Source organism: Sedimentitalea sediminis, assembly GCF_042687825.1.
Lineage (GTDB): Bacteria > Pseudomonadota > Alphaproteobacteria > Rhodobacterales > Rhodobacteraceae > Sedimentitalea.
The window spans coordinates 1-21,639 of the sequence record NZ_JBHUQE010000008.1 but is presented as its reverse complement, the minus strand read 5'-3'; the positions used below and the strand labels follow the sequence as shown (position 1 = coordinate 21,639).

The following is a 21,639-nucleotide window of genomic DNA, read 5'->3' as shown; positions in this document are numbered from 1 at the left end:
GCAACGTCATGCATGAAGCCGCAGAATTTTTGAAAAGCAGGAGTATTTTCATGAAAACCGCATTGCAAGGATTAGGCGCCGCCACTGCCGCGCTGTCGCTGGTGCTGGCCGCTCAGCCGGCCGCCGCGCAGGTGCCGGGTCCCGGATTGGTGTACACCGTGATCCTGCCCGCGGGCGAATTCGGCTCGAAAAACTACACCGAAGTGTTGACCGGCAATATCGCGGCTGCCCAGAAGTTCTGTGCCGAACTGGACAATGACTCCTACAAGGTCGATTGCCTTGCGGAACGACTGGAAACGATTTCCCGGGAAATCCCGCGGGACAGCGACTATTCCGAGGTCAAATCGATCCTCAAGGACACGTCCGACCAACTGGCCGATCTGGCCCGGGCGAACCGCGATTCGACCTTGCCCAGGGGCCGGGCCGTGAGCCAGGGCGAGACCCCGGTCTCGACCAGTCGGCCCCTGACGCCGGTCGATCCGGCGGCCCTGCCCAACGTCAACGCCCAGGCGCGGGCGATTCTGGACAATACCGAAACCCTGCTGCTGCGCAGTGCCGAAGCCTCCGAAAGCAAGGCGCTGCAATACAGCAAGATTGCCGATGCGATTGGCTCCAGCAAGGTTCTGCTGCGCTCGGCCTGATCAAGGCGCAGGCGTGGTAAATGCCGCAGTTGATGCGCGCGGGGCTACAGCCCCGCGCGCATTCGGATCCGGTGTCGGGTTACAGCCCCAGCACATCCACCATGTCATATTCGCCGGGGGTGCGGCCCTGACCCCATAGGGCCGCCTTGAGCGCCCCGCGGGCAAATACCGCCCGGTCGGTCGCGATGTGGCGCAGCACGATCCGCTCGCCCGGGGCGGCGAACAGCACGTCATGTTCGCCCACGATATCGCCGCCGCGAATGGCGGCAAAGCCGATATTGCCGGGTTTGCGTGCCCCGGTGATGCCGTCGCGGCCCCGGTCGGCCACCATGTCCAGCGCCACGCCGCGGCCCTGAGCCGCGGCCTCGCCCAGCATCAGGGCGGTGCCCGAGGGGGCATCGACCTTGTGGTGATGATGCGCCTCAACGATCTCGATGTCGAAATCCTCGTCCAGGGCGGCGGCGACCTTGCGTGTCAGCTGCGTCAGCAGATTGACGCCCAGGCTCATGTTGCCGGCGCGCACGATGACCGCGTGACGCCCGATCGGCGTCAGCCGAGCGATCTGCTCGGCACTGAATCCGGTGGTGCCGATCACATGCACCAGCCTTGCCTGCGCGGCCAGGGTGGCGAATTCCAGCGTGGCCTCGGGCGCGGTGAAATCGATTACCGCCTGGGCGCGGGCAAAGGCTTCTAGTGCGTCATCGGTCACGGTCACGCCCAGTTCCGCCCCGCCCATCGCGGTGCCCACATCCTGACCGACCCAGGGATGGCCCTGGCGTTCGACCGCGCCGACCAGCTGGGCGCGGTCGCTTTCGGTGACGGTGCGGATCAGCATCTGGCCCATGCGGCCGGATGCGCCGGTGACGACGATCCCGGGTTTGTGTGTCATGTCGCGACTCTCCGTTGCAATTGCACGCTGGTTAACCGTTCGCGCCGTGCTTGGCAAAGGCCGCCATTCGGCTTAGACCGGCAGCATGGCAAAGAACAAGTTTCATGACGGTCCCGGCCCTTCGCAACGACAGCTGCGCGTCGGCGAACTGATCCGCAGATCGCTGTCCGAGGTTCTGGCCCGCGGCGATGTACATGACCCGGACCTGAACCGCATCTCGATCACGGTCGGCGAGGTGCGCACGTCGCCGGATCTGCGGGTGGCGACCGCCTATGTCCTGCCGCTGGGCGGGCAGGGGCAGGAGGACGTGCTCAAGCTGTTGGCCCGCAACAAGGGCGAGCTGCGCCGCAAGGTGGCCAAGAAGCTGGCGCTGAAATTCGCGCCCGATCTGCGGTTTCAGCTGGACGAGACATTCGACCGGATGGACGACACCCGACGGATGCTGAACCAGGACGCCGTGCGCCGGGATCTCGACGAGTGATACGCGCCACGCTGATCGTCCTGTTGTCCAGCCTGGCGGCCCTGCCGGCCATGGCACAGCAATGCCGCGATCTGGACCACGCGGGCAACGCCTATACAATGTGCGAGGTCGATGCGGAAACCGCCGATCTGCGGCTGTTCCTGCGCGACGAGACCGGCGTGCCCTATGGTCATTTCTCGGCCATCGACCAGGCGCTGGCGGCGCAGGGGAAACGGCTGAGCTTTGCCATGAATGCCGGCATGTATCACGACGACCGGGCGCCGGTCGGCTACTATGTCGAACAGGGCGCCGAGGTAATGCGCGTGGTGCCGGGGCCGGGGCCGGGCAATTTCGGGCTGGTGCCCAATGGCATCTTTTGTCTGCGCGATAGCCGGGCCGACGTGATCGAAACCCAGGCCTTTCTGCAGGACCGGCCCGATTGCACCTATGCCACCCAGTCCGGACCGATGCTGGTGATCGACGGCGCGCTGCATCCGCGGTTTCTGGTGGACAGCACCTCGCGTCATGTCCGGAACGGTGTCGGCACCAATGCCGATGGCACGCGGGCGGTCTTTGTGATGTCGCGCAACCCGGTCACCTTTCACGAATTCGGCAGCCTGTTCCGCGATGCGCTGAACCTGCCCAGCGCTTTGTATTTCGACGGGCGCATCTCGCGCCTTTTTGCGCCGCAGCTGGGCCGCAACGACCCGGGGTTCCGCATGGGACCCGTCGTCGGGGTAGTGATAGACGCAAACCAGCCGGCTGATTGACCTATCTGACTGGCCCTGTTTGACAGGGCCAGTGGCTTGCGCTAGGCCGCGCCCCTCAGGACAGAAACGAGGCATCATGGGACGCAAACGCAAGGGCCGCGACATTTCCGGCTGGCTGGTGGTGGACAAGCCCGCGGGCATGACTTCGACCGCCGTGGTCAACAAGGTGCGCTGGGCGCTGGAGGCCAAGAAAGCCGGGCATGCGGGCACGCTGGACCCCGAGGCGACCGGCCTTCTGGCGGTGGCGTTGGGCGAGGCGACCAAGACCGTTCCCTATATCACGGATGCGCTCAAGGCCTATGTGTTCACCGTCCGGCTGGGTCAGGCCACCAATACCGACGACGCCGAGGGCGAGATCATCGCCGAAAGCGCGGCGCGTCCCACGGACGACGAGATCAAACTGGCGCTGCAGCCCTTTCTGGGCGATATCCTGCAGGTGCCGCCGAAATTCTCTGCCGTCAAGATCGACGGTCAGCGGGCCTATAAGCTGGCGCGCGACGGCGAAGACGTCACCTTGGCGGCGCGGCCGCTCTGGGTCGAGGAACTGGTGCTGGTGGACCGTCCCGATGCCGATCACGTGGTTCTGGAAATGACCTGCGGCAAGGGCGGCTATGTGCGCTCGATCGCCCGCGATCTGGGCGCCGCACTGGGCTGTCATGGCCATGTGACAGAGTTGCGGCGCATCTGGTCGGGGCCGTTTGACGTCGAAGACGGGATCAGCGTGGCCCAGATCGACGAAATGGCCAAAACACCCGCATTGGACGCGTATCTGCGCCCCTTGGAGCAAGGGTTGGTCGACCTGCCCGAACTGCGCTGCACGCCCGAGGGCGCGGCGCGCCTGCGCAATGGCAACCCGGGCCTGGTTCTGGCGTCGGACGTGGAATACGGCGACGAGGCCTGGGCCTCGCTGGACGGCCGCGCGGTGGCGGTCGGTATCTACAAATCGGGCGAACTGCATCCCAGCCGGGTTTTCGCGGCCTGATCCTGTTGGATCGATGGGCGCTGCAGAGATCGGCACAGTGCCCGTCCGGGGGGTTCCGGCGCGCGCGCGGATCGGCTAGAGACGCCGGCATGATCACCCGCAGCCACACCAAGGGCGATGCCCCCTCGACCGCCGTCTATTCCGATTGCCAACGCTACCGCTACAGTCTGACGCGGGTCTGGGACCCGGACGGACGCAAGGCGCTGTTCGTGATGCTGAACCCGTCGACCGCGACCGAGGTGCAGAACGACCCGACGGTCGAGCGGTGCGAACGGCGCGCCCGCGCGCTGGGGTTCGGGGCGTTTCAGGTCACCAACATATTCGCCTGGCGCGACACCGATCCGCGCCGCATGCGGGCCGCCGCCGATCCGGTGGGGCCGGAGAACGACGCGGCGATTCTGGCCGGGGCGGCTTGGGCCGATCAGGTCGTCGCGGCCTGGGGCACCCATGGCGCGCATCTGCAGCGCGGCGCCCGGGTCGAGGCGCTGTTGCGCGGCACGGGCCGCGATCTCTATCACCTGGGGCTCAGCAAGGCTGGGCACCCAAAGCACCCGCTCTATATCGCCTATGCGCAACAGCCCGAGATCTGGTCCTGAAACCTGGGCTTGAAATCAGGTCCTGATATCTGGCCCCAGTCGCACCCGACAGGGCGGGGATCAGGCGCGTTTCTCGCCGATCGTCGCGATTCCCAGTACGTTGAGCACCTTGGCCTCGATCTGCTGGGCGTTCATGCCGGCCACCGCGTACATGTCGGCCGGGCTGGCCTGGTCGATGAAAATGTCGGGCAGGACCATCGCGCGGAATTTCAGACCGTTGTCGAACACGCCTTCATCGGCCAGCAATTGCGCGACATGGCTGCCAAAGCCGCCCACGGCGCCCTCTTCGATGGTGATCAGCGCCTCGTGATCGGCTGCCAGTTCCAGGATCATGTCGCGGTCCAGCGGTTTGGCGAAACGGGCATCGGCGATGGTCGGCGTGATGCCCCGCGCCGCCAGCGCTTCGGCGGCCTTCTGCACCTCGGCCAGACGGGTGCCCAGCGACAGGATGGCGACGCGCTTGCCGCGGCGGACGATCCGGCCTTTGCCGATCTCAAGAACCTGACCGCGTTCCGGCAGATCGACGCCAACCCCTTCGCCCCGGGGATAGCGAAAGGCGATGGGTCCTTCGTCATGCGCCGCTGCCGTGGCCACCATATGCACCAGTTCGGCCTCGTCCGCCGCCGCCATCACCACGAACCCGGGCAGGTTCGCCAGATAGGCGATGTCAAAGCTGCCGGCATGGGTGGCGCCGTCGGCGCCGACCAGCCCGGCGCGGTCGATGGCGAAACGCACCGGCAGGCGCTGGATCGCCACGTCATGCACAACCTGGTCATAGCCGCGCTGCAAAAAGGTGGAATACATGGTGCAAAAGGGTTTCATTCCGCCCGCTGCCAGGGCTGCGGAATAGGTCACACCATGCTGTTCGGCGATGCCAACATCGAAACACCGGCTGGGAAAGCGTTCGGCAAACAGGTTCAGGCCGGTGCCATCGGGCATCGCCGCGGTGACGGCGACGATCTTGTCATCCTCGGCGGCCAGTTTCGTCAGCGACTGACCGAACACGCCGGTATAGCTGGGGGCGTTGCTGGGCGCTTTCTGCTGTTCGCCGGTGATCACGTCGAACCGGGCCGTGGCGTGGCCCTTGTCGCGCGCCGATTCCGCCGGGCCGTATCCTTTGCCCTTTTTGGTCAGCGCGTGGATCAGGATCGGGCCGCGCGCCCGCGCCTTGACCGTGCGCAGCAGCGGCAGCAACTGGCTCATGTCATGGCCGTCGATCGGGCCGACATACGAGAATCCCAGCTGTTCGAACAGGGTGCCGCCGATGGTCATGCCCTTGAGCATGTCCTTGGCGCGTTTGGCGCCCAGGCGGAACGGTTCGGGCAGCAGCGACACCGCCCCCTTGGCGGCGGCCTTCAGATCCTGCAGCGGTTCCTCGGCATAGAGGCGGGACAGGTAAGACGACAACGCGCCCACCGGGGGGGCGATGCTCATCTCGTTATCGTTCAGGATCACGATAAGGCGTTTCTTGAGGTGACCGGCATTGTTCATCGCCTCAAACGCCATGCCCGCACTCATCGAACCGTCGCCGATCACCGCGATGGCATCGCCCAGCCCCTCGGGGGTGACGCCGCCCAGATCGCGGGCCACGGCAAATCCCAGCGCGGCGCTGATCGAGGTGCTGGAATGGGCCGCGCCAAAGGGGTCATAGGGCGACTCGCTGCGCTTGGTGAAACCGCTCAAACCGTCTTTCATCCGCAGGGTGCGGATGCGGTCGCGGCGCTGGGTCAGGATCTTGTGCGGATAACATTGATGGCCGACATCCCAGATGATCTTGTCGCGCGGCGTGTCAAAGACCGCATGCAGCGCCACAGTCAGTTCGACGACGCCCAGACCGGCGCCCAGATGCCCGCCGGTGACCGACACGGCCGACACGGTCTCTGAACGCAGTTCGCCGGCCAGCTGGGTCAGTTGAGCGTCGCTCAGGCGTTTCAGGTCGGCCGGTCGGTTGATCTGATCCAGCAGCGGCGTCTTTGGTCTGTCAGGCATCGGTGCCTCCGTGCAGCGCCCTGTCAATTGTCGCGCGCAATAACGAACCGGGCGGCTTCGCGCAAGGTGTCCGCCCTTTGCCCATAGGGCTGCAGCGCGGCACAGGCCTGATCCACCAAGTCGGCGGCGCGTGTCTTGGCGGCGTCCAGCCCCAGCAGCGAGACAAAGGTCGCCTTGCCGGCCGCGGCATCCTTGTTCAGGCGTTTGCCGGCCTTTTCCGCGTCGCCTTCGACATCAAGGATGTCATCCGCGATCTGAAAGGCAAGCCCCAGCGCCCGGGCATATTGGCGCAACGGTTCGGGATCGGCCTGTGCCAGCACCGCTCCGGCGCAGGCCGACCATTCGATCAGCGCCCCGGTCTTGCCCGATTGCAGGGTGGTTATTTCCTGCAATGTCAACGGCGTCGCGGCGGTTTCCGCCGCCATGTCCAGTGCCTGGCCCAGTACCATGCCCCGTGCCCCGGCGGCCCGCGCCAGCCCCAGCGTCAGATCCGCCCGGGCCTTGGGCGATCCGCAATCCGGATGGCAGGCCAGCTCAAAGGCCAGGCTGTGCAGGGCATCGCCGGCCAGAACCGCCGTGCCCTCGTCCCATTTCACATGTAGAGTGGGCTGTCCCCGGCGCAAGTCGTCATCATCCATGCAGGGCAGGTCGTCATGCACCAGAGAATAGGCGTGCAACGCCTCGATGGCGGTGGCCGGCCAGATCGCGACCTCGGGGGCGATGCCATGCAGCCGCGCGCTTTCCAGCACCAGAAACCCGCGCAGACGCTTGCCGCCCCGCGTGGCATAGGCCATCGCCTGCACCACCAGAACGTCATCAAACCCGGCCAGACAGGACGCAAAATGCGTCTCGATCCGCCGGGCCGCATCGGCCAGACTGTCGCGGAACATTTACTGGCCTTCGACCGGGGTCGTGCCGACCGGGTTGCCGTCGCTGTCCAGGGTGATCGCGGCGACCTTTTCCTCGGCCCGGTTCAACTCGTCCTCGCAGCGTTTCTTGAGCAGCGCGCCGCGTTCATACAGCGCGATCGAATCGTTCAGGGCAACGTCACCGTCTTCCAGCTGGCGCACAACGTCCTCCAGCTCTTTCATCGCCTGCTCGAAACTCATTTCGGAAACGGGTGTATCGGTCATTTCGCGGCTTTCATCAGTTCCTGCACATGCGCCCGCACACTGGCGGACAGCGCGTTCAGATCATAGCCGCCCTCCAGAGTCGAGACCACCCGGCCCTGGCAAAGCGCGTCGGCCAGTTTGCACACCTCTGCGGTGACCCAGGCGAAATCCTCGGTCTGCCAGTCCAGTTGGGCCAGCGGGTCGTCGGCATGGGCGTCAAACCCGGCCGAGATGATGATCAGGTCGGGCCGAAAGGCGTGCAGCCGCGGAAATGCCTGTTCCGTGTAGGCGCGGCGCATCTCGGCGCTGCCGGAACCGGCCCGCAGCGGCATGTTCAGGATATTGTCATGCGCGCCGGTCTCGCCGGCCAGTCCCGAGCCGGGAAACAGCGGAATCTGCTGGCTGCTGATCAGCAGGGCACGGGGTTCGTCCCACAGCAGGTCCTGGGTGCCGTTGCCGTGATGTACGTCGAAATCCACCACCGCCACCCGCTGCAGCCCGTGGTGATCCAGCGCGTGCTTGACCCCCAGGGCGGCGTTGCCGAACAGGCAAAACCCCATCGCCTCGTGTTTTTCGGCATGGTGCCCGGGCGGGCGGACGGCCGCAAAGGCGTTGGGGGCTTCGCCGCCCAGCACCATGTCGATGGCGCGCACCATCGCGCCGGCGGCGCGAAAGGCGGCGTCCAGCGAGCCAGGCGAGACCCAGGTATCGGCATCCAGCGCCCGCAGCCCTTCGGTGGGCAGTGCCCGGCGCAGGTCGGCGAGGTGGCTGGCGGGATGAATGCGCAGGATGTTGTCATCGGCAGCCATCGGCGCGGTGACCCGGTTCAGGTCCAGCGGTTGCAGCGCGTGCAGGATGTGCTCCAGCCGCGCCACCCGTTCGGGATGGCCCTCGGGCGTAAGGTGATTCAGGCAATCGGCGTGGGTGATAACGGCGGTTTTCATGGCGTTCTTGCGATCCTCTTGCCTGTTGCTTGCCGGCATGTCCGCGGGCGCGTGTCCTGTTTCCGCTCAGTCCGGCGCCAGCATGTACCCGGCGCCGCGCACGGTCTGCAGATAGCGCGGCTGCTTGGGGTCGGTTTCGATCTTGCGCCGCAACCGGGTGATCTGGACATCGACGGCGCGTTCCTGCGCCTGACCGCGGTCCCGGCCCAGATCCTCGACCAGCTTGCTGCGGGTGACCGGTTCGCCCGGACAGGCAGAGAAGATCCTCATCAGCTGGCTTTCGGTGGCGGTCAGGCGCACCAGTTGATCGCCCTGCCACATCTCGCCGCGCTCGATATCATAGCGAATCGGACCCAGATGCAGGATCTTGGGTACCGTGTCCTCGACGGGGGTCTCGGGCATCCGGCGCAGGATGGCGTTGATCCTGAGCAGCAGTTCCTTGGGCTCGAACGGTTTTGCCAGATAGTCGTCGGCCCCGGCCTCCAGCCCGGCGATGCGGTTCTCGGTCTCGCCGCGCGCCGTCAGCAGCAGGATCGGCGTGGTATGGGTTTGCCGCAGGGCGCGGGTCAGGCTGACGCCGTCCTCGCCCGGCATCATCACATCCATGACGATCAGGTCGAAATCCAAACCGGCCAGTATGCGACGGGCATGCGCGGCATCGCGCGCGGCCGTGACCAGAAACCCGTGCCGGACCAGGAACTTCTTGAGCAGCTCGCGGATCCGTTCGTCATCGTCCACGACCAGCAGATGTGCATCCAGTTCGCTCATCAGGCACCATCCCGCAATTTGGCATAGGCGCGGCGCATGTCCGCGTCCATCATCGCTTCCAGGACCTGCTTGAACCCGGCCACCGCCTCGGGGCCGGCCTCGCGATAGGCGGCGCGCATGCGCGCGCGCTGGGCGTCGCTCAGCTGGCTTTCCAGGGTGCGCCCCATCTCGGTCAGGTACAAGTGGCGTTCGCGCTTGTCGCTGGTGCCGACCCGGCTTTCGACCAGCCCGTCCGAGATCAGCGTGCGCAGAACCCGGTTCAGCGACTGTTTGGTCACGCCCAGAATCGCCAGCAGGTTGTTGACCGTGGTGCCCGGCGCGCGGTTGATAAAGTGGATGGCCCGGTGATGCGCCCGCCCATAGGCCATTTCCGCCAGGATGCGGTCGGGATCGGCGGTAAAGCCGCGATAGGCAAAGAACATCGCCTCGATGCCCTGCCGCAATTGCTCGTCGGTCAGAAACAGCAGGCTTTCGCCGCTATAGGTCTGTGCCGCGCGTCCGTCAGACATGACTTGCCTCATTGCATCTTTGTGTCAGCATACGTCAGCCTTGTTGACATTCCAAGAGCGAAGCGGTATCGAGTCGCAGTTTTAGTGTAACAAAATGTCCGAAACGGACCTTGTTGCGCAATAATCCAAAATGCAGTCGCTCGCGAAAGGATGCAACATGTCGGGATATGATGACCGGGACGGCCAGATCTGGATGGACGGCCAAATGATCAACTGGCGGGATGCAAAGGTGCACATCCTGACACATGCCATGCATTACGCAAGTTCGGTATTCGAGGGCGAGCGGGCCTATAACGGAAAGATCTTCAAGTCGCGCCAGCATTCCGAACGGTTGCGGCGCTCGGCCGAACTGATCGATTTCGAAGTCCCCTACACGGTGGACGAGCTTGAAGCCGCCAAGGTCGAGGTTCTGGCAGCCAGCGGTTTGCAGGACGCTTACATCCGCGCCCTTGCCTGGCGCGGGGCCGGGCCGGACATGGGGGTTGCCTCGGCGCGCAATCCGGTGCGCGTGGCCATTGCCGCGTGGGAATGGGGCGCCTATTACGGTGATGCCAAGATGAAAGGCGCCAAGCTGGACATCTCGAAATGGAAACGCCCCAGCCCGGAAACCATCCCCAGCCACGCCAAGGCCGCCGGTCTTTACATGATCTGCACCATGTCCAAGCATGCCGCCGAGGCCAATGGCTGCAGCGATGCGATGATGTTGGACTATCGCGGCTATGTCGCCGAGGCGACCGGGGCCAACATGTTCTTTGTCAAGGATGGCGAGGTGCATACCCCCGATCCCGACTGTTTCCTGAACGGAATCACGCGGCAGACCGTGATCGGCATGCTGAAGGATCGCCAGATCCCGGTGCACGAGCGGCATATCGAGCCCGGCGAACTGGAAGGGTTCGAACAATGCTGGCTGACCGGCACCGCCGCCGAAGTGACGCCGGTGGGGCAGATCGGCGACTATAATTTCGAGGTCGGCACCCTGACGCGGGACATTGCCGAAGGCTATGAAAAGCTGGTCCGCGCCTGAGCGCACCCTGCCACGGGCGTGACGCGAATTGCCGCGCGCGCCGATGCGCCCGGGCCGGACCGTTGGGCGTAAGCCGAAAAAGTTATGGTAAACATGTTTCTTTTTTGGCACAGTGACCGACGTCGGCAGAATTGCGCCGACAGCCGTCGGATTTTCGGCGGGCGAGCATTCTGCAAAGTTCAATTTTGAACGGGGGAAAGTCCATGAAGAAACTATTATTCGCTGCGGTGGCGGCGGTCGGTCTGTCGGCAACCGGCGCAGCCGCGGCGACGCTGAACGGCGAATTCTGGAATGTCGCGCCGAATACGATCGCGTCGGTGACCCAGGCCATCAATCAGGTCAACGGTGGTGCCGATCCCACGACGGCCACGTTCACCTCGACATCCATCAACTATGGCGATGCCGGGACCAATTGGGACATCGGATCGCTGTCGGATTTTCTGAACGCGGATGCCGGTTCGATCGTGGGCACCAACTCGGCGAATATCCAGGAATCGGTGTTCCGGCTGACCGGTTCGGTGTCGCTGACCACTGGCGACATCATCAACGTGACCTCGGATGACGGCTTTCGTCTGACCGTTGGCGGTGTGCAGTTGAATCCTGGAACCACCGAAGGTTTGCAGGGTCCGGGCACCAGCACGAACATGACCTGGACGGGCGCCACTGGCGTCTATGCCGCCGAGCTGTGGTATTTCGAAGGCAACGAGACGCAGGTGCAGTTGCAGTCCAACCTCACCAGATATGCGGTTGTGGTTCCGGTTCCGGCCAGCGCGCTGTTGTTGCTGACCGGTCTGGGCGGGTTCGCGGCTCTGCGCCGGCGCCGCAAGGCGGCCTGACAACGGGCGAAACAATGCGCGGGCGATGGCTCGCGGCAGGGTCCCGGGCGGATGTCCGGGGCCTTTTTTCGTTTCCGGTGTCCGCCTGTCGCGAGACAGGGCGCCGCAGCCGGCGGGCAGACTCAGCTTTTGGGGTCGGTGACCGACCGGGTCCGGGCGCGTTCCAGTCCCAGATGGTGTTCGCGCCAGATCACCAGGATATTGCCGGCGATGACCAGCGCGGCACCGATCAGCATGACCCCGGTCGGCAGGTCGCCGAACCAGACATAGCCAATGACGATGGCAAAGATCATCGAGGCATATTCATAGGGTGCCAGCATCGAAGCCGGGCCAAAGCGGTATGATGAGGTAACCAGAATCTGCGCCATGCCGCCGATCACCCCGGCGGCGACCAGCAGCGCGAGGGTGCCGGGGCCGGGCAGGGCCCATCCCAGAGGCATGGTCAGCAGCGAGATCAGGGACGCCGTGGCCGAGAAATAGAACACGATGGCGGCGGTATGTTCGGTTTGCACCAGGCGGCGCACATGGATCTGCACAAGCGCCCGGGCCAGCGTCGCCGACAGTATCAGCAGGGCGCCCAGTTGCGCGCCGTCCTGTGGTCCGTCGCCCGAGCCCAACCGTGGCCACAGCATGATCAACACGCCGACCAACCCGACCGCCACCGCCGAAATCCGCACCAGCCGGATGCGTTCGCCCAGGATCAGCGCCGCCAGCAGCACGGTAAAGATCGGTGCCGCATAGCCGATGGCGGTGACTTCGGGCAGGGGCAGCAGGCCCAGACCGGCAAATGTCATGCCCATGGCGCAGGTGCCCAGCAGGCCGCGCCAGAAATGTCCTTTGACATCCCGGGTCAGCAGCCCGTGCCGCAACTGACCGCGGGCGGCCAGCCAGATCAGGATCACCGGGATCGCGCAGGCCGAGCGAAAGAACACCGCTTCGCCGGGGGGTACTGCATCCGATGTGGCCTTGATCAGCCCCGACATCAGGGTGAACAGAAAGACCGCACTGAGTTTCAGCGCGATGGCCAGCCCGGGTCGATGCGATGTTAACGGTTTCGCCATGACGCCACATCTGCGCCTTTGCCGGGGCCGGTGCAAGGGGCGGCCGAAGGGACCGGTGCCTGCGCGTGCGCAATCAGAGCCGGGTTCAGTTGATGCCCCCGATGCGGGAACCGGCCGGTCAGCCGATGGTGCCGCGGTTCTGTCCGATCTGTCCGCGATGCAGCAGCAGGTGGTCGAGAATCACGCAGGCCATCATCGCTTCGCCGACGGGCACGGCGCGAATGCCGACGCAGGGATCGTGCCGGCCCTTGGTCACGATCTCGGTATCCTCGCCGGATGTGGTGATGGTCTTGCGGGTGGTCAGGATCGAGCTGGTCGGCTTGACGGCAAAGCGCACGACGACGTCCTGACCGGTGCTGATGCCGCCAAGAATGCCGCCGGCATGGTTGCTGGAAAACTCCGGCCCGTCCGGCCCCATGCGGATTTCGTCGGCATTCAGCTCGCCGGTCAGCATCGCCGCCGACATGCCTTCGCCGATCTCGACGCCCTTGACCGCGTTGATGCTCATCATCGCCGCCGCCAGATCGGTGTCCAGCTTGCCATAAACCGGCGCGCCCAGACCGGCGGGCACGCCGCTGGCCACGACTTCGATCACCGCGCCGACCGAGCTGCCGGATTTGCGCAGGCTGTCCAGATAGTCGGCCCATTTGATCGCGGCATTGGCATCGGGCACCCAGAACGGGTTGGCGGTGATCTGGGCGGCGTCAAAGCGGTCGCGGTCGATCTGGTGCGGTCCCATCTGCACCATGTAACCGGTGATCCGCAGATCGGGCAGCATCTCGCGAATCGCCGCCCGGGCCAGTCCGCCGGCGGCAACGCGGCTGGCGGTTTCGCGCGCTGACGAGCGGCCACCGCCGCGATAGTCGCGGTTGCCGTATTTCTGGTAATAGGTGATGTCGGCGTGACCGGGGCGGAACTTGTCCTTGATATCGCCGTAATCCTTGGACCGCTGGTCGGTATTCTCGATCAGCAACTGTACCGGCGTGCCGGTGGTCCGGCCCTCGAATACGCCCGACAGGATGCGCACTGCGTCCGCTTCGCGCCGCTGGGTGGTGTATTTGTTCTGGCCGGGTTTGCGCTTGTCCAGCCAGTGCTGCAGCATCGCTTCGTCCACGGCAACGCCCGGCGGGCAGCCATCGACCGTGGCGCCGATGGCCGGCCCGTGGCTTTCGCCCCAGGTGGTGACTCGGAACAGGTGGCCAAAGCTGTTGATCGACATGGGCAACTCCTTTGCGCTGAGTGCTTAGCCGGGCCACGCCGGTGCCTCAAGCGGTTTCGCGCCTGCGCGCCGGGCTGTCGCCGGTGCAGTTGGCCTGTGGTCCGCAGGTCCGGCGCGCTTGTCTTTTGCCGGGCCGGGGGCTAGGTAACGGATCACCTCGGGGGGCCGAAACCGGCTGAGACGCGCGACGCGGACCCGTTGAACCTGAACCGGCTAGAACCGGCGTAGGGAAGGTCTGGACATCTCTCCATCCCTGCCCTGTCGCCGCAAGAGGAGGATGCCATGAAGTATCTTGCCATTGCAGCGGGAGTTCTCTGTGCCTCGGCGGCCCACGCCGAAACACCCGAGCTGACCGTCTATACCTATGACAGTTTCGTGTCCGACTGGGGACCCGGACCGGTGATTGAAAAGGCGTTCGAAGAGACCTGCGGCTGCGATCTGAAACTGGTCGCCGCCGGCGATGGCGCGGCCCTTCTGGCGCGGCTGAAACTCGAAGGCGCGCACAGCGAGGCCGATGTGGTGCTGGGGCTGGACACCAGCCTGACCCAGGCGGCGCTGGAAACCGGGTTGTTCGCGCCCAGCGGTGTGACAGCAGAGTACAGCCTGCCGGTGGCCTGGTCGGACGAGACCTTTGTGCCCTATGACTGGGGCTATTTCGCCTTTGTGCACAATGCGGACATGGCGGCGCCGGGGGATTTCAGGGCGCTGGCGGACAGCGACGCGAAAATCGTCATTCAGGACCCCCGGTCGTCGACGCCCGGTCTGGGGCTGCTGATGTGGGTCAAGACGGCCTATGGCGCCGAGGCCCCGGCAATCTGGGCAGGTCTGGCCGACAATATCGTCACCGTCACCAAGGGCTGGAGCGAAGCCTATGGCCTGTTCCTGGAGGGCGAGGCGGACATGGTGCTGTCTTACACGACTTCGCCGGCCTATCACCTGATCGCCGAAGAGGATGCCGGCAAGGCGGCAGCGGTGTTTTCCGAGGGCCACTATTTGCAGATCGAAGTCGCCGCCAAGCTGGCCGGCAGCGATCAGCCGGATCTGGCGGATGCCTTTCTGCAATTCGTCGTGTCCGAGCCGTTCCAGTCGGCGATCCCGACCACGAACTGGATGTTTCCGGCGGTGACGCCCGCCGCCGGTCTGCCCGCCGGGTTCGAAACACTGGTGCAGCCGGACAAGGCCCTGCTGGCGTCGCCGGCCGAGGCCGCCGGGCTGCGGGACGAGGCCCTGGCGGAATGGCTGGGCGCGCTCAGCCAGTAGGGCACCGCGCCGGCAACGGCGCGGCGGCCCTGGTCGCCGTGCTGATCCTGGGCGCGCTGCTGGCGGTATTCCTGCGCGCTGAACCGGGGCGCGGGCTGGGGGCGCCCGATTGGGCGGCGGTGCGCTTTACGGTGCTGCAGGCGGGCCTGTCCGCCCTGTTCAGCGTCGCGCTGGCCGTGCCATTGGCGCGGGCACTGGCGCGGCGGCGCTTTGCCGGGCGCCGGGTGCTGATCGCCCTGCTGGGCGCGCCGTTCATCCTGCCGGTGATCGTTGCGGTGCTGGGCCTGCTGGCGGTGTTCGGGCGCAATGGCTGGATCAGCCTGGCGCTGGGCTGGGCCGGGCTGCCGCCGGTGCAGATCTATGGGCTGCATGGGGTGGTTCTGGCGCATGTGTTCTTTAACCTGCCATTGGCGACGCGGCTGATCCTGCAAGGCTGGCAGGAAATTCCCGCCGAGCGGTTCCGGCTGGCCGCCCAACTCGGAGCCGGGCCGCGGGCCATGTGGCAGCTGCTGGAACTGCCGATGCTCAGACGTATCGTGCCCGGTGTTCTGGCGGTGATCTTTGCCATCTGTCTGACCAGTTTCGCGGTGGCGCTGACGTTGGGCGGCGGGCCGCGCGCGACCACGATCGAACTGGCGATCTATCAGGCTTTTCGGTTTGATTTCGATCTGGGGCGCGCGGCGCTTCTGTCCTGTGTGCAGATCGTCATGACCGGACTGGCGGCGTGGATTGCGCTGCGGACCGCACCGGCCGAGGGGTTCGGCAGCGGGCTGGACCGTCCGGTGCAGCGCTGGGATGCCACCGCTGCCGGGGCCCGAATTCTGGATACCGGGTTCATCGTCCTGGCCGCGCTGTTTCTGCTTTTGCCGCTGGCGGCCATCGTCCTGGCGGGGCTGCCGGGGCTGCTGCTGTTGCCTGTTTCGGTGGTCATGGCGGCGCTGAATTCGCTGGTCGTGGCCGCGATCAGCACCGCGCTGACCCTGGCGCTGGCGCTGCCGATGGCGGTCGCGGTGGCGCTGGGGCGCGGGCAGGGCGTCGAACTGGCCGGGCTCTTGGGGCTGGCGGCCTCGCCCCTGGTGATCGGCACCGGGCTGTTCGTGGTGATCCACCCCGTCGCCGATCCTTTTGCGCTGGCGCTGCCGGTGACGGCGCTGGTCAACGCCACCATGGCGCTGCCCTTCGCCCTGCGCATCCTGGTGCCCCGGGCGCGGCAGGTGATCGCCCGCCACGGCCCGCTGGCGCTGACGCTGGGCATGGCCGGGCGGCCGTTTCTGCGCCGGGTATTGCTGCCGCGCATGCGGGCGCAGATCGGCTTTGCAGCCGGGCTGTCGGCGGCGCTGTCGATGGGCGATCTCGGGGTGATCGCGCTGTTTGCCGATCCGCAGCGCGCGACGCTGCCCCTGCAGGTCTATCGGCTGATGGGGGCCTATCAGATGCAGGCGGCGGCGGGGGCGGCCCTGGTGCTGTTGCTGCTGTCGATGCTGCTGTTCTGGATTTTCGACCGGGGAGGGCGCTGGCATGCTGAAGCTTGATCGCGCGGTGATCGACAATGGCGGGTTCCGGCTGGGGGCCGATTTTACCCTGCCGCCGGGCAGCAGGATCGCGGTGATCGGCCCGTCGGGCGCCGGCAAATCGACGCTGATCGGGGCGATTGCCGGATTTCACCCGATTGTTGCGGGGCGCCTGATGTGGCAGGGCCGTGACCTGACCGATGCCGCGCCCGGCGCCCGGCCCGTGGCGATGCTGTTTCAGGACGGCAACCTGTTTCCGCATCTGACGGTGGCGCAGAATGTCGGTCTGGGCGCCGATCCCGATCTGCGGCTGAGCGCGGCGCAGAAAGCCGAGGTCGCGCGTGCCATCGCGCGGGTCGGACTGGACGGGCTGGAGGGGCGTAAACCGGCGGCATTGTCCGGCGGCCAGCAGAGCCGCGCGGCGCTGGCGCGGGTGCTGGTGCAGGCGCGGCCGCTGCTGTTGCTGGACGAACCTTTTGCCGCGCTTGGTCCCGCCCTCAAGGCCGAGATGCTGGATCTGGTCGCCGCCTTGGTGCGCGAGACCGGCGCCACGCTGATGATGGTCAGCCACGATCCGCAGGACGCCCGGCGGATCGCCGATCAGGTCATCCTGGTCGAAGGCGGCACCGCGCATCCGCCCGCCGCGACGGCCGAATTGCTGGACAACCCGCCGCCGGCGCTGCGCGCCTATCTGGGCTGACGCGGCCGGCGGGCTTGCCAAGCGCGCGGCAGTTCTGCAAGAGCGGGGCAGGCAAAAGAGGACGGACATGCACCCCAACCCGGCATATCGCACGGCGGACAGGCAAAGGAACCTGGCCTTTGCCCGCGAGCGCGCCTTTGGGCTGTTGGCCATCAGCGCCGGTGGGGCGCCGCTGATGGCGCATGTGCCGTTCCTGCTGCAGGACGACGTGGCCGACCTGCATCTGCTGCGCAGCAACCCGATCGCCCGCGCGCTGAAGACGCCGCAGGCCGCGCGGATCGCGGTTTCGGGGCCGGATGCCTATGTTTCGCCCGACTGGTATGACATTGCCGATCAGGTGCCGACCTGGAACTATGTCGCCGTGCATCTGACCGGCCTGCTGGAACTGCGGCCCCAAAAAGAATTGCGCGCCCTGCTGGACCGGCAGTCGGCGCTGATGGAGGAACGGCTGCTGCCGAAACCGATCTGGAGCACCGCCAAGATGGAGGCCGGCACGCTGGAGCGCATGATGCGCCAGATCGTGCCCTGCCGGTTGCGGATCACGGATGTGGACGGCACCTGGAAGCTGAGCCAGAACAAACCCGACCCGGCGCGTCTGAACGCGGCGGATCACATGGACGCCTATGGTATCGGGGCCGAAACCGGGATGCTGGCGGCACTGATGCGCGGGGCCGGTGGACAGGGCTGACACCCGTGCTAGGCTCGGCCCGCCACAGCACAGGACGGTCCCATGAAGCTTTATCATTCACCGCTTTCGCCCTTTGTCCGCAAGGTTTCGGTTCTGTTGCACGAACTGGACCGGACCGACCAGGTCGAGGTCGAGACGGTGGTCACGACCGCGCTGGACTCGTCGGATCGCCTGATCGCGGCCAATCCGCTGGGCAAGATCCCGGCACTGGCGCGCACCGACGGTCCGACACTGTATGACAGCCGGGTGATCTGCGCCTATCTTAACGACCGTTTCGGCGGCGCGCTCTATCCGGGCGGTGCGCAGCGCTGGCAGACCCTGACGCTGGAGGCCACCGCCGATGGCCTCATGGAGGCGGCGGTGGCGATGGCCTACGAGGTGCGCCTGCGCCCCGAGGCCGAACGGTCGCCCGCCTGGATCGAAGCGCAATGGGCCAAGGCTGCGCGCGCGATCACGGCGCTGAACGCGCGCTGGATGAGCCATCTGGCAGGGCCGCTCGATATGGGGCAGATCGCCGTCGCCTGCGCCTTGGGCTATGTCGATTTTCGTCATGACGCGCGCAACTGGCGCCGCGACAACCCGGCGCTGGCGGACTGGTTCGCCACCTTCGAATCGCGCCCGTCGATGCAGGCGACACGGCCCGTTCAGGTGTGATCCGAACGAAATTTCGGGCAATCCCCTGCATCTGGGAACGCCGGAACCCCGATTAAACCGACGCTGTAGCGACACAACCGCGCGGTTGCGGCCTCCTGCGCGGCTATGACCGCTGGACGAACCCAAACGACACCGGTAATACCGCCCTGAGATGCCGCCCATTACTGCGGCCCTTATGCATGTTTGCCCGCTCGCGGGCGCAGGAATTGGAGTAAACCTCGTGTCGCACGCAGAAGATCACGAAGGCACCCGGAGAGATTTCCTCTATTACGCCACCGCTGGCGCCGGAGCCGTAACCGCAGGGGCCGCCATCTGGCCGCTGGTCAATCAGATGAACCCGTCGGCGGACGTTCAGGCCTTGTCCTCGATCCGCGTCGATGTCAGCGGTGTCGAAATCGGCACCCAGATCAGCGTCAAATTCCTGGGCAAGCCGGTGTTCATCCGCCGCCGCACGGAAGAAGAGATCGAAATGGCGCGCGCGGTTGACGTTTCGGAACTGCCCGATCCGCTGGACCGCAATGTCAACAAGCCGGGTCTGGACGCTTCGGATGAGAACCGCACCATGGACGAGGCCGGTGAATGGCTGGTCATGATGGGCGTCTGCACCCATCTGGGCTGTGTGCCGCTGGGCGATGGCGCTGGCGATTTCCACGGCTGGTTTTGCCCGTGCCACGGGTCGCACTATGATACCTCCGGACGCATCCGCAAGGGTCCGGCCCCCGAGAACCTGCCGATTCCGGTCGCCGAGTTCGTCGACGAAACCACGATCAAACTGGGATAGGGAAGCAATCAATGGCCGGAATTCCGCACGATCATTACGAACCCAAGACCGGTATCGAAAAATGGCTGCACAGCCGTCTTCCGATTGTCGGGCTGCTGTATGACACGATCATGATCCCCACGCCCAAGAACCTGAACTGGATGTGGATCTGGGGCATCATCCTGACCTTCTGCCTGGTGTTGCAGATCGTCACCGGTATCATCCTGGTGATGCATTACACACCGCATGTCGACATGGCCTTTGCCAGTATCGAACACATCATGCGCAACGTGAATGGCGGCTATATGCTGCGCTATCTGCACGCGAACGGTGCCTCGCTGTTCTTTGTGGCGGTCTATATCCACATCTTCCGCGGTCTCTACTACGGGTCCTACAAGGCCCCGCGCGAGATCACCTGGATCGTCGGCATGCTGATCTATCTGGCGATGATGGCGACCGGCTTCCTGGGCTACGTTCTGCCCTGGGGTCAGATGTCCTTCTGGGGCGCCACCGTGATCACCGGCCTGTTCGGCGCCATTCCGTTCATCGGCGAAGGTCTGCAGACCTGGCTGCTGGGCGGACCTGCTGTGGACAACGCCACGCTGAACCGTTTCTTCAGCCTGCACTATCTGCTGCCCTTCGTGATTGCCGCGCTGGTCGCCGTGCATATCTGGGCCTTCCACACCACCGGCAACAACAACCCGACCGGCGTCGAAGTCCGTCGTGGCAGCAAGGCCGAGGCCGAAAAGGACACGGTTCCGTTCTGGCCCTATTTCGTGATCAAGGACCTGTTTGCGCTGGCCGTGATCATGGCTGTGTTCTGGGCCGTGGTCGGCTTTATGCCGAACTATCTGGGCCACCCGGACAACTATATCGAAGCCAATGCGCTGGTGACGCCTGCACATATCGTGCCGGAATGGTACTACCTGCCCTTCTACGCCATCCTGCGGGCCTTCACCTCCGAGGTCTGGGTCGTGCAGATCGCCTCGTTCGTGACCGGCGGTATCGTGGATGCCAAGTTCTTTGGTGTGATCGCGATGTTCGGTGCGATCGCTGTGATGGCGCTGGTGCCGTGGCTGGACACGTCCAGCGTGCGTTCGGGCCGGTATCGTCCGATGTTCAAATGGTGGTTCTGGCTGCTGGTCATCGACTTTGTCGCCCTGATGTGGCTGGGGGCCATGCCCGCCGAAGAGCCCTATGCCAGCTTTGCGCTGATCGCCTCGGCCTATTGGTTCGCCTATTTCCTGGTGATCCTGCCGCTGCTGGGCATCATCGAGAAACCCGACCCGCAGCCCGCGACCATCGAAGAGGATTTCGAGGCGCATTATGGCAAGAAGGCTGAGGCCGGCAGCGATGCCAGCGCAGCACCCGCCGAATAAGAGAAGGATCGGGACAGATGTTCAAGAAACTTGCAATCGGTGCCGCCTTTGCCCTGGCTCTGACCCCTGCTGCCACATTGGCGGCAGGCGGCGGCGAGCAGCATATCGAGGATTTCGCCTTCTCGTTCGAGGGCCCCTTTGGCACCTATGACCGCAATCAGCTGCAGCGCGGCCTGCAGATCTATACCGAGGTATGCTCGGCCTGCCACGGGCTGAAATACGTGCCTTTGCGGACCCTCTCGGACGAGGGCGGACCGCAGATCCCGGCGGATCAGGTGCGCGCCTATGCGGCCGAGAATTTCGAGGTGTTCGACGCCGAGCTGGACGATTACCGTCCGGCCACACCGGTCGATCACTTTCCGGCCAATGATGCCGCGGGTGCCCCGGATCTGACCATGATGGCCAAGGCCCGTGCCGGATTCCACGGCCCCTATGGCCTGGGCATGAACCAATTGTTCAAAGGCATGGGTGGTGCCGAATACATCGCCTCGCTGCTGACCGGGTATACCGGTGAGGAAAAGGAGGAGGCCGGCGCGATCCTCTACGAGAACACGGCATTCCCGGGGGGCTGGATCTCGATGGCCCCGCCGCTGTTCGACGAGCAGGTCGAGTTCGCCGACGGTCATCCCAACACCATGCATCACATGGCGCAGGACGTGTCCGCCTTTCTGATGTGGGCCGCCGAGCCCAAGATGATGGCGCGCAAACAGGCCGGTTTCGTCGGCGTTCTGTTTCTGACGATCCTGTCGGTCCTGCTGTATCTGACCAACAAGCGGATCTGGGCGCCGATCAAGGGCAAGAAGGTCGGCTGACCAGCCGCCTGATCTCATAACCAAACCCCCGCGCCCCGGCGCGGGGGTTTTTTTATGTGGACGGCTGTCACGTGG

At 65.3% G+C, this 21,639-nt stretch carries 24 protein-coding genes and 1 riboswitch; of the genes, 15 read left to right on the top strand and 9 right to left on the bottom strand.

Features of this window, described 5'->3' with window-relative positions:
- Positions 1 to 50: 50 nt before the first annotated feature.
- Entirely contained in the window at positions 51 to 641 is a 591-nt protein-coding gene (locus ACFMPD_RS08460; protein WP_380993367.1) for a hypothetical protein, read from the top strand.
- 79 nt (positions 642 to 720) lie between these two features.
- Here the strand turns inward: ACFMPD_RS08460 and dapB are convergent, their stop codons facing one another.
- Positions 721 to 1,530 (bottom strand): 4-hydroxy-tetrahydrodipicolinate reductase, encoded by an 810-nt coding sequence (dapB, locus tag ACFMPD_RS08455; RefSeq protein WP_380993366.1) that lies wholly within the window; start codon positions 1,528 to 1,530, stop codon positions 721 to 723.
- Between the two features lie 85 nt (positions 1,531 to 1,615).
- Here dapB and rbfA point away from each other — a divergent pair, with 85 nt between their 5' ends.
- The 4 genes from rbfA to ACFMPD_RS08435 all read left to right on the top strand — a co-directional run bounded on the left by rbfA (position 1,616) and on the right by ACFMPD_RS08435 (position 4,338).
- On the top strand, positions 1,616 to 2,011 hold the full coding sequence (rbfA, locus tag ACFMPD_RS08450) for a 30S ribosome-binding factor RbfA (protein ID WP_380993365.1): 396 nt from the start codon (positions 1,616 to 1,618) through the stop codon (positions 2,009 to 2,011).
- The gene (locus ACFMPD_RS08445; protein ID WP_380993364.1) at positions 2,008 to 2,760 is read left to right on the top strand and encodes a phosphodiester glycosidase family protein; all 753 of its coding nucleotides are present in this window, start codon (positions 2,008 to 2,010) and stop codon (positions 2,758 to 2,760) included. Before rbfA ends, ACFMPD_RS08445 begins: the two co-directional genes overlap by 4 nt.
- 76 nt (positions 2,761 to 2,836) lie before the next feature.
- Entirely contained in the window at positions 2,837 to 3,742 is a 906-nt protein-coding gene (gene truB / locus ACFMPD_RS08440; protein ID WP_380993363.1) for a tRNA pseudouridine(55) synthase TruB, read from the top strand.
- Positions 3,743 to 3,831: 89 nt separating this feature from the next.
- Positions 3,832 to 4,338 carry a DUF1643 domain-containing protein gene (locus ACFMPD_RS08435; protein ID WP_380993362.1) on the top strand — a complete coding sequence of 169 codons (507 nt, stop codon included), beginning with the start codon at positions 3,832 to 3,834 and terminating at the stop codon, positions 4,336 to 4,338.
- A 60-nt stretch (positions 4,339 to 4,398) separates the two neighbouring features.
- On the opposite strand, the gene dxs is transcribed toward ACFMPD_RS08435, so the two are convergent.
- From dxs to ACFMPD_RS08405, 6 genes are all read right to left on the bottom strand, one after another.
- The gene (gene dxs / locus ACFMPD_RS08430) at positions 4,399 to 6,327 is read right to left on the bottom strand and encodes a 1-deoxy-D-xylulose-5-phosphate synthase (RefSeq protein ID WP_380993361.1); all 1,929 of its coding nucleotides are present in this window, start codon (positions 6,325 to 6,327) and stop codon (positions 4,399 to 4,401) included.
- A gap of 23 nt (positions 6,328 to 6,350) precedes the next feature.
- The gene (locus tag ACFMPD_RS08425; RefSeq protein WP_380993360.1) at positions 6,351 to 7,217 is read right to left on the bottom strand and encodes a polyprenyl synthetase family protein; all 867 of its coding nucleotides are present in this window, start codon (positions 7,215 to 7,217) and stop codon (positions 6,351 to 6,353) included.
- The gene (locus tag ACFMPD_RS08420) at positions 7,218 to 7,460 is read right to left on the bottom strand and encodes an exodeoxyribonuclease VII small subunit (protein WP_380993359.1); all 243 of its coding nucleotides are present in this window, start codon (positions 7,458 to 7,460) and stop codon (positions 7,218 to 7,220) included.
- On the bottom strand, positions 7,457 to 8,383 hold the full coding sequence (locus ACFMPD_RS08415; protein ID WP_380993358.1) for a histone deacetylase family protein: 927 nt from the start codon (positions 8,381 to 8,383) through the stop codon (positions 7,457 to 7,459). The genes ACFMPD_RS08420 and ACFMPD_RS08415 overlap by 4 nt, the downstream gene beginning before the upstream one ends.
- 66 nt (positions 8,384 to 8,449) lie before the next feature.
- The gene (locus tag ACFMPD_RS08410; protein WP_380993357.1) at positions 8,450 to 9,151 is read right to left on the bottom strand and encodes a response regulator; all 702 of its coding nucleotides are present in this window, start codon (positions 9,149 to 9,151) and stop codon (positions 8,450 to 8,452) included.
- Positions 9,151 to 9,660, bottom strand: coding sequence for a MarR family winged helix-turn-helix transcriptional regulator (locus ACFMPD_RS08405; protein ID WP_380993356.1), 510 nt, complete (start codon positions 9,658 to 9,660; stop codon positions 9,151 to 9,153). Before ACFMPD_RS08405 ends, ACFMPD_RS08410 begins: the two co-directional genes overlap by 1 nt.
- Positions 9,661 to 9,817: 157 nt before the next feature.
- On the opposite strand from ACFMPD_RS08405, the gene ACFMPD_RS08400 reads away from it, so the two are divergent.
- Together ACFMPD_RS08400 and ACFMPD_RS08395 are read left to right on the top strand one after the other, a co-directional pair.
- Positions 9,818 to 10,684 (top strand): branched-chain amino acid aminotransferase, encoded by an 867-nt coding sequence (locus tag ACFMPD_RS08400; RefSeq protein ID WP_380993355.1) that lies wholly within the window; start codon positions 9,818 to 9,820, stop codon positions 10,682 to 10,684.
- 203 nt (positions 10,685 to 10,887) lie between these two features.
- Positions 10,888 to 11,520 carry a VPLPA-CTERM sorting domain-containing protein gene (locus tag ACFMPD_RS08395; RefSeq protein ID WP_380993354.1) on the top strand — a complete coding sequence of 211 codons (633 nt, stop codon included), beginning with the start codon at positions 10,888 to 10,890 and terminating at the stop codon, positions 11,518 to 11,520.
- Between the two features lie 122 nt (positions 11,521 to 11,642).
- Here the strand turns inward: ACFMPD_RS08395 and ACFMPD_RS08390 are convergent, their stop codons facing one another.
- Both ACFMPD_RS08390 and aroC read right to left on the bottom strand, forming a co-directional pair.
- Positions 11,643 to 12,581 (bottom strand): DMT family transporter, encoded by a 939-nt coding sequence (locus ACFMPD_RS08390; protein ID WP_380993353.1) that lies wholly within the window; start codon positions 12,579 to 12,581, stop codon positions 11,643 to 11,645.
- A gap of 118 nt (positions 12,582 to 12,699) precedes the next feature.
- Positions 12,700 to 13,800, bottom strand: a complete 1,101-nt coding sequence (gene aroC / locus ACFMPD_RS08385) for a chorismate synthase (protein ID WP_380993352.1) — start codon at positions 13,798 to 13,800, stop codon at positions 12,700 to 12,702.
- Positions 13,801 to 13,948: 148 nt separating this feature from the next.
- A riboswitch (TPP riboswitch) is annotated at positions 13,949 to 14,048 on the top strand.
- A 34-nt stretch (positions 14,049 to 14,082) separates the two neighbouring features.
- On the opposite strand from aroC, the gene thiB reads away from it, so the two are divergent.
- From thiB to ACFMPD_RS08345, 8 genes are all read left to right on the top strand, one after another.
- Positions 14,083 to 15,060 carry a thiamine ABC transporter substrate binding subunit gene (gene thiB / locus ACFMPD_RS08380; protein ID WP_380993351.1) on the top strand — a complete coding sequence of 326 codons (978 nt, stop codon included), beginning with the start codon at positions 14,083 to 14,085 and terminating at the stop codon, positions 15,058 to 15,060.
- A complete protein-coding gene (locus ACFMPD_RS08375; protein WP_380993350.1) occupies positions 15,036 to 16,592 on the top strand; it encodes an ABC transporter permease family protein in 1,557 nt (518 codons plus the stop codon). Before thiB ends, ACFMPD_RS08375 begins: the two co-directional genes overlap by 25 nt.
- Positions 16,579 to 17,271: a thiamine ABC transporter ATP-binding protein gene (locus ACFMPD_RS08370; protein WP_380993349.1), complete on the top strand. Its 693-nt coding sequence runs from the start codon at positions 16,579 to 16,581 to the stop codon at positions 17,269 to 17,271. The genes ACFMPD_RS08375 and ACFMPD_RS08370 overlap by 14 nt, the downstream gene beginning before the upstream one ends.
- Before the next feature lie 67 nt (positions 17,272 to 17,338).
- Positions 17,339 to 17,959 carry an FMN-binding negative transcriptional regulator gene (locus tag ACFMPD_RS08365; protein ID WP_380993348.1) on the top strand — a complete coding sequence of 207 codons (621 nt, stop codon included), beginning with the start codon at positions 17,339 to 17,341 and terminating at the stop codon, positions 17,957 to 17,959.
- Positions 17,960 to 18,001: 42 nt separating this feature from the next.
- Positions 18,002 to 18,613, top strand: a complete 612-nt coding sequence (locus ACFMPD_RS08360) for a glutathione S-transferase (RefSeq protein WP_380993347.1) — start codon at positions 18,002 to 18,004, stop codon at positions 18,611 to 18,613.
- 220 nt (positions 18,614 to 18,833) lie between these two features.
- Positions 18,834 to 19,394, top strand: a complete 561-nt coding sequence (gene petA / locus ACFMPD_RS08355) for a ubiquinol-cytochrome c reductase iron-sulfur subunit (protein WP_380993346.1) — start codon at positions 18,834 to 18,836, stop codon at positions 19,392 to 19,394.
- An 11-nt stretch (positions 19,395 to 19,405) separates the two neighbouring features.
- On the top strand, positions 19,406 to 20,752 hold the full coding sequence (gene petB / locus ACFMPD_RS08350; RefSeq protein WP_380993345.1) for a cytochrome b: 1,347 nt from the start codon (positions 19,406 to 19,408) through the stop codon (positions 20,750 to 20,752).
- A gap of 17 nt (positions 20,753 to 20,769) precedes the next feature.
- Positions 20,770 to 21,564: a cytochrome c1 gene (locus tag ACFMPD_RS08345; protein ID WP_380993344.1), complete on the top strand. Its 795-nt coding sequence runs from the start codon at positions 20,770 to 20,772 to the stop codon at positions 21,562 to 21,564.
- Positions 21,565 to 21,639 lie beyond the last annotated feature (75 nt).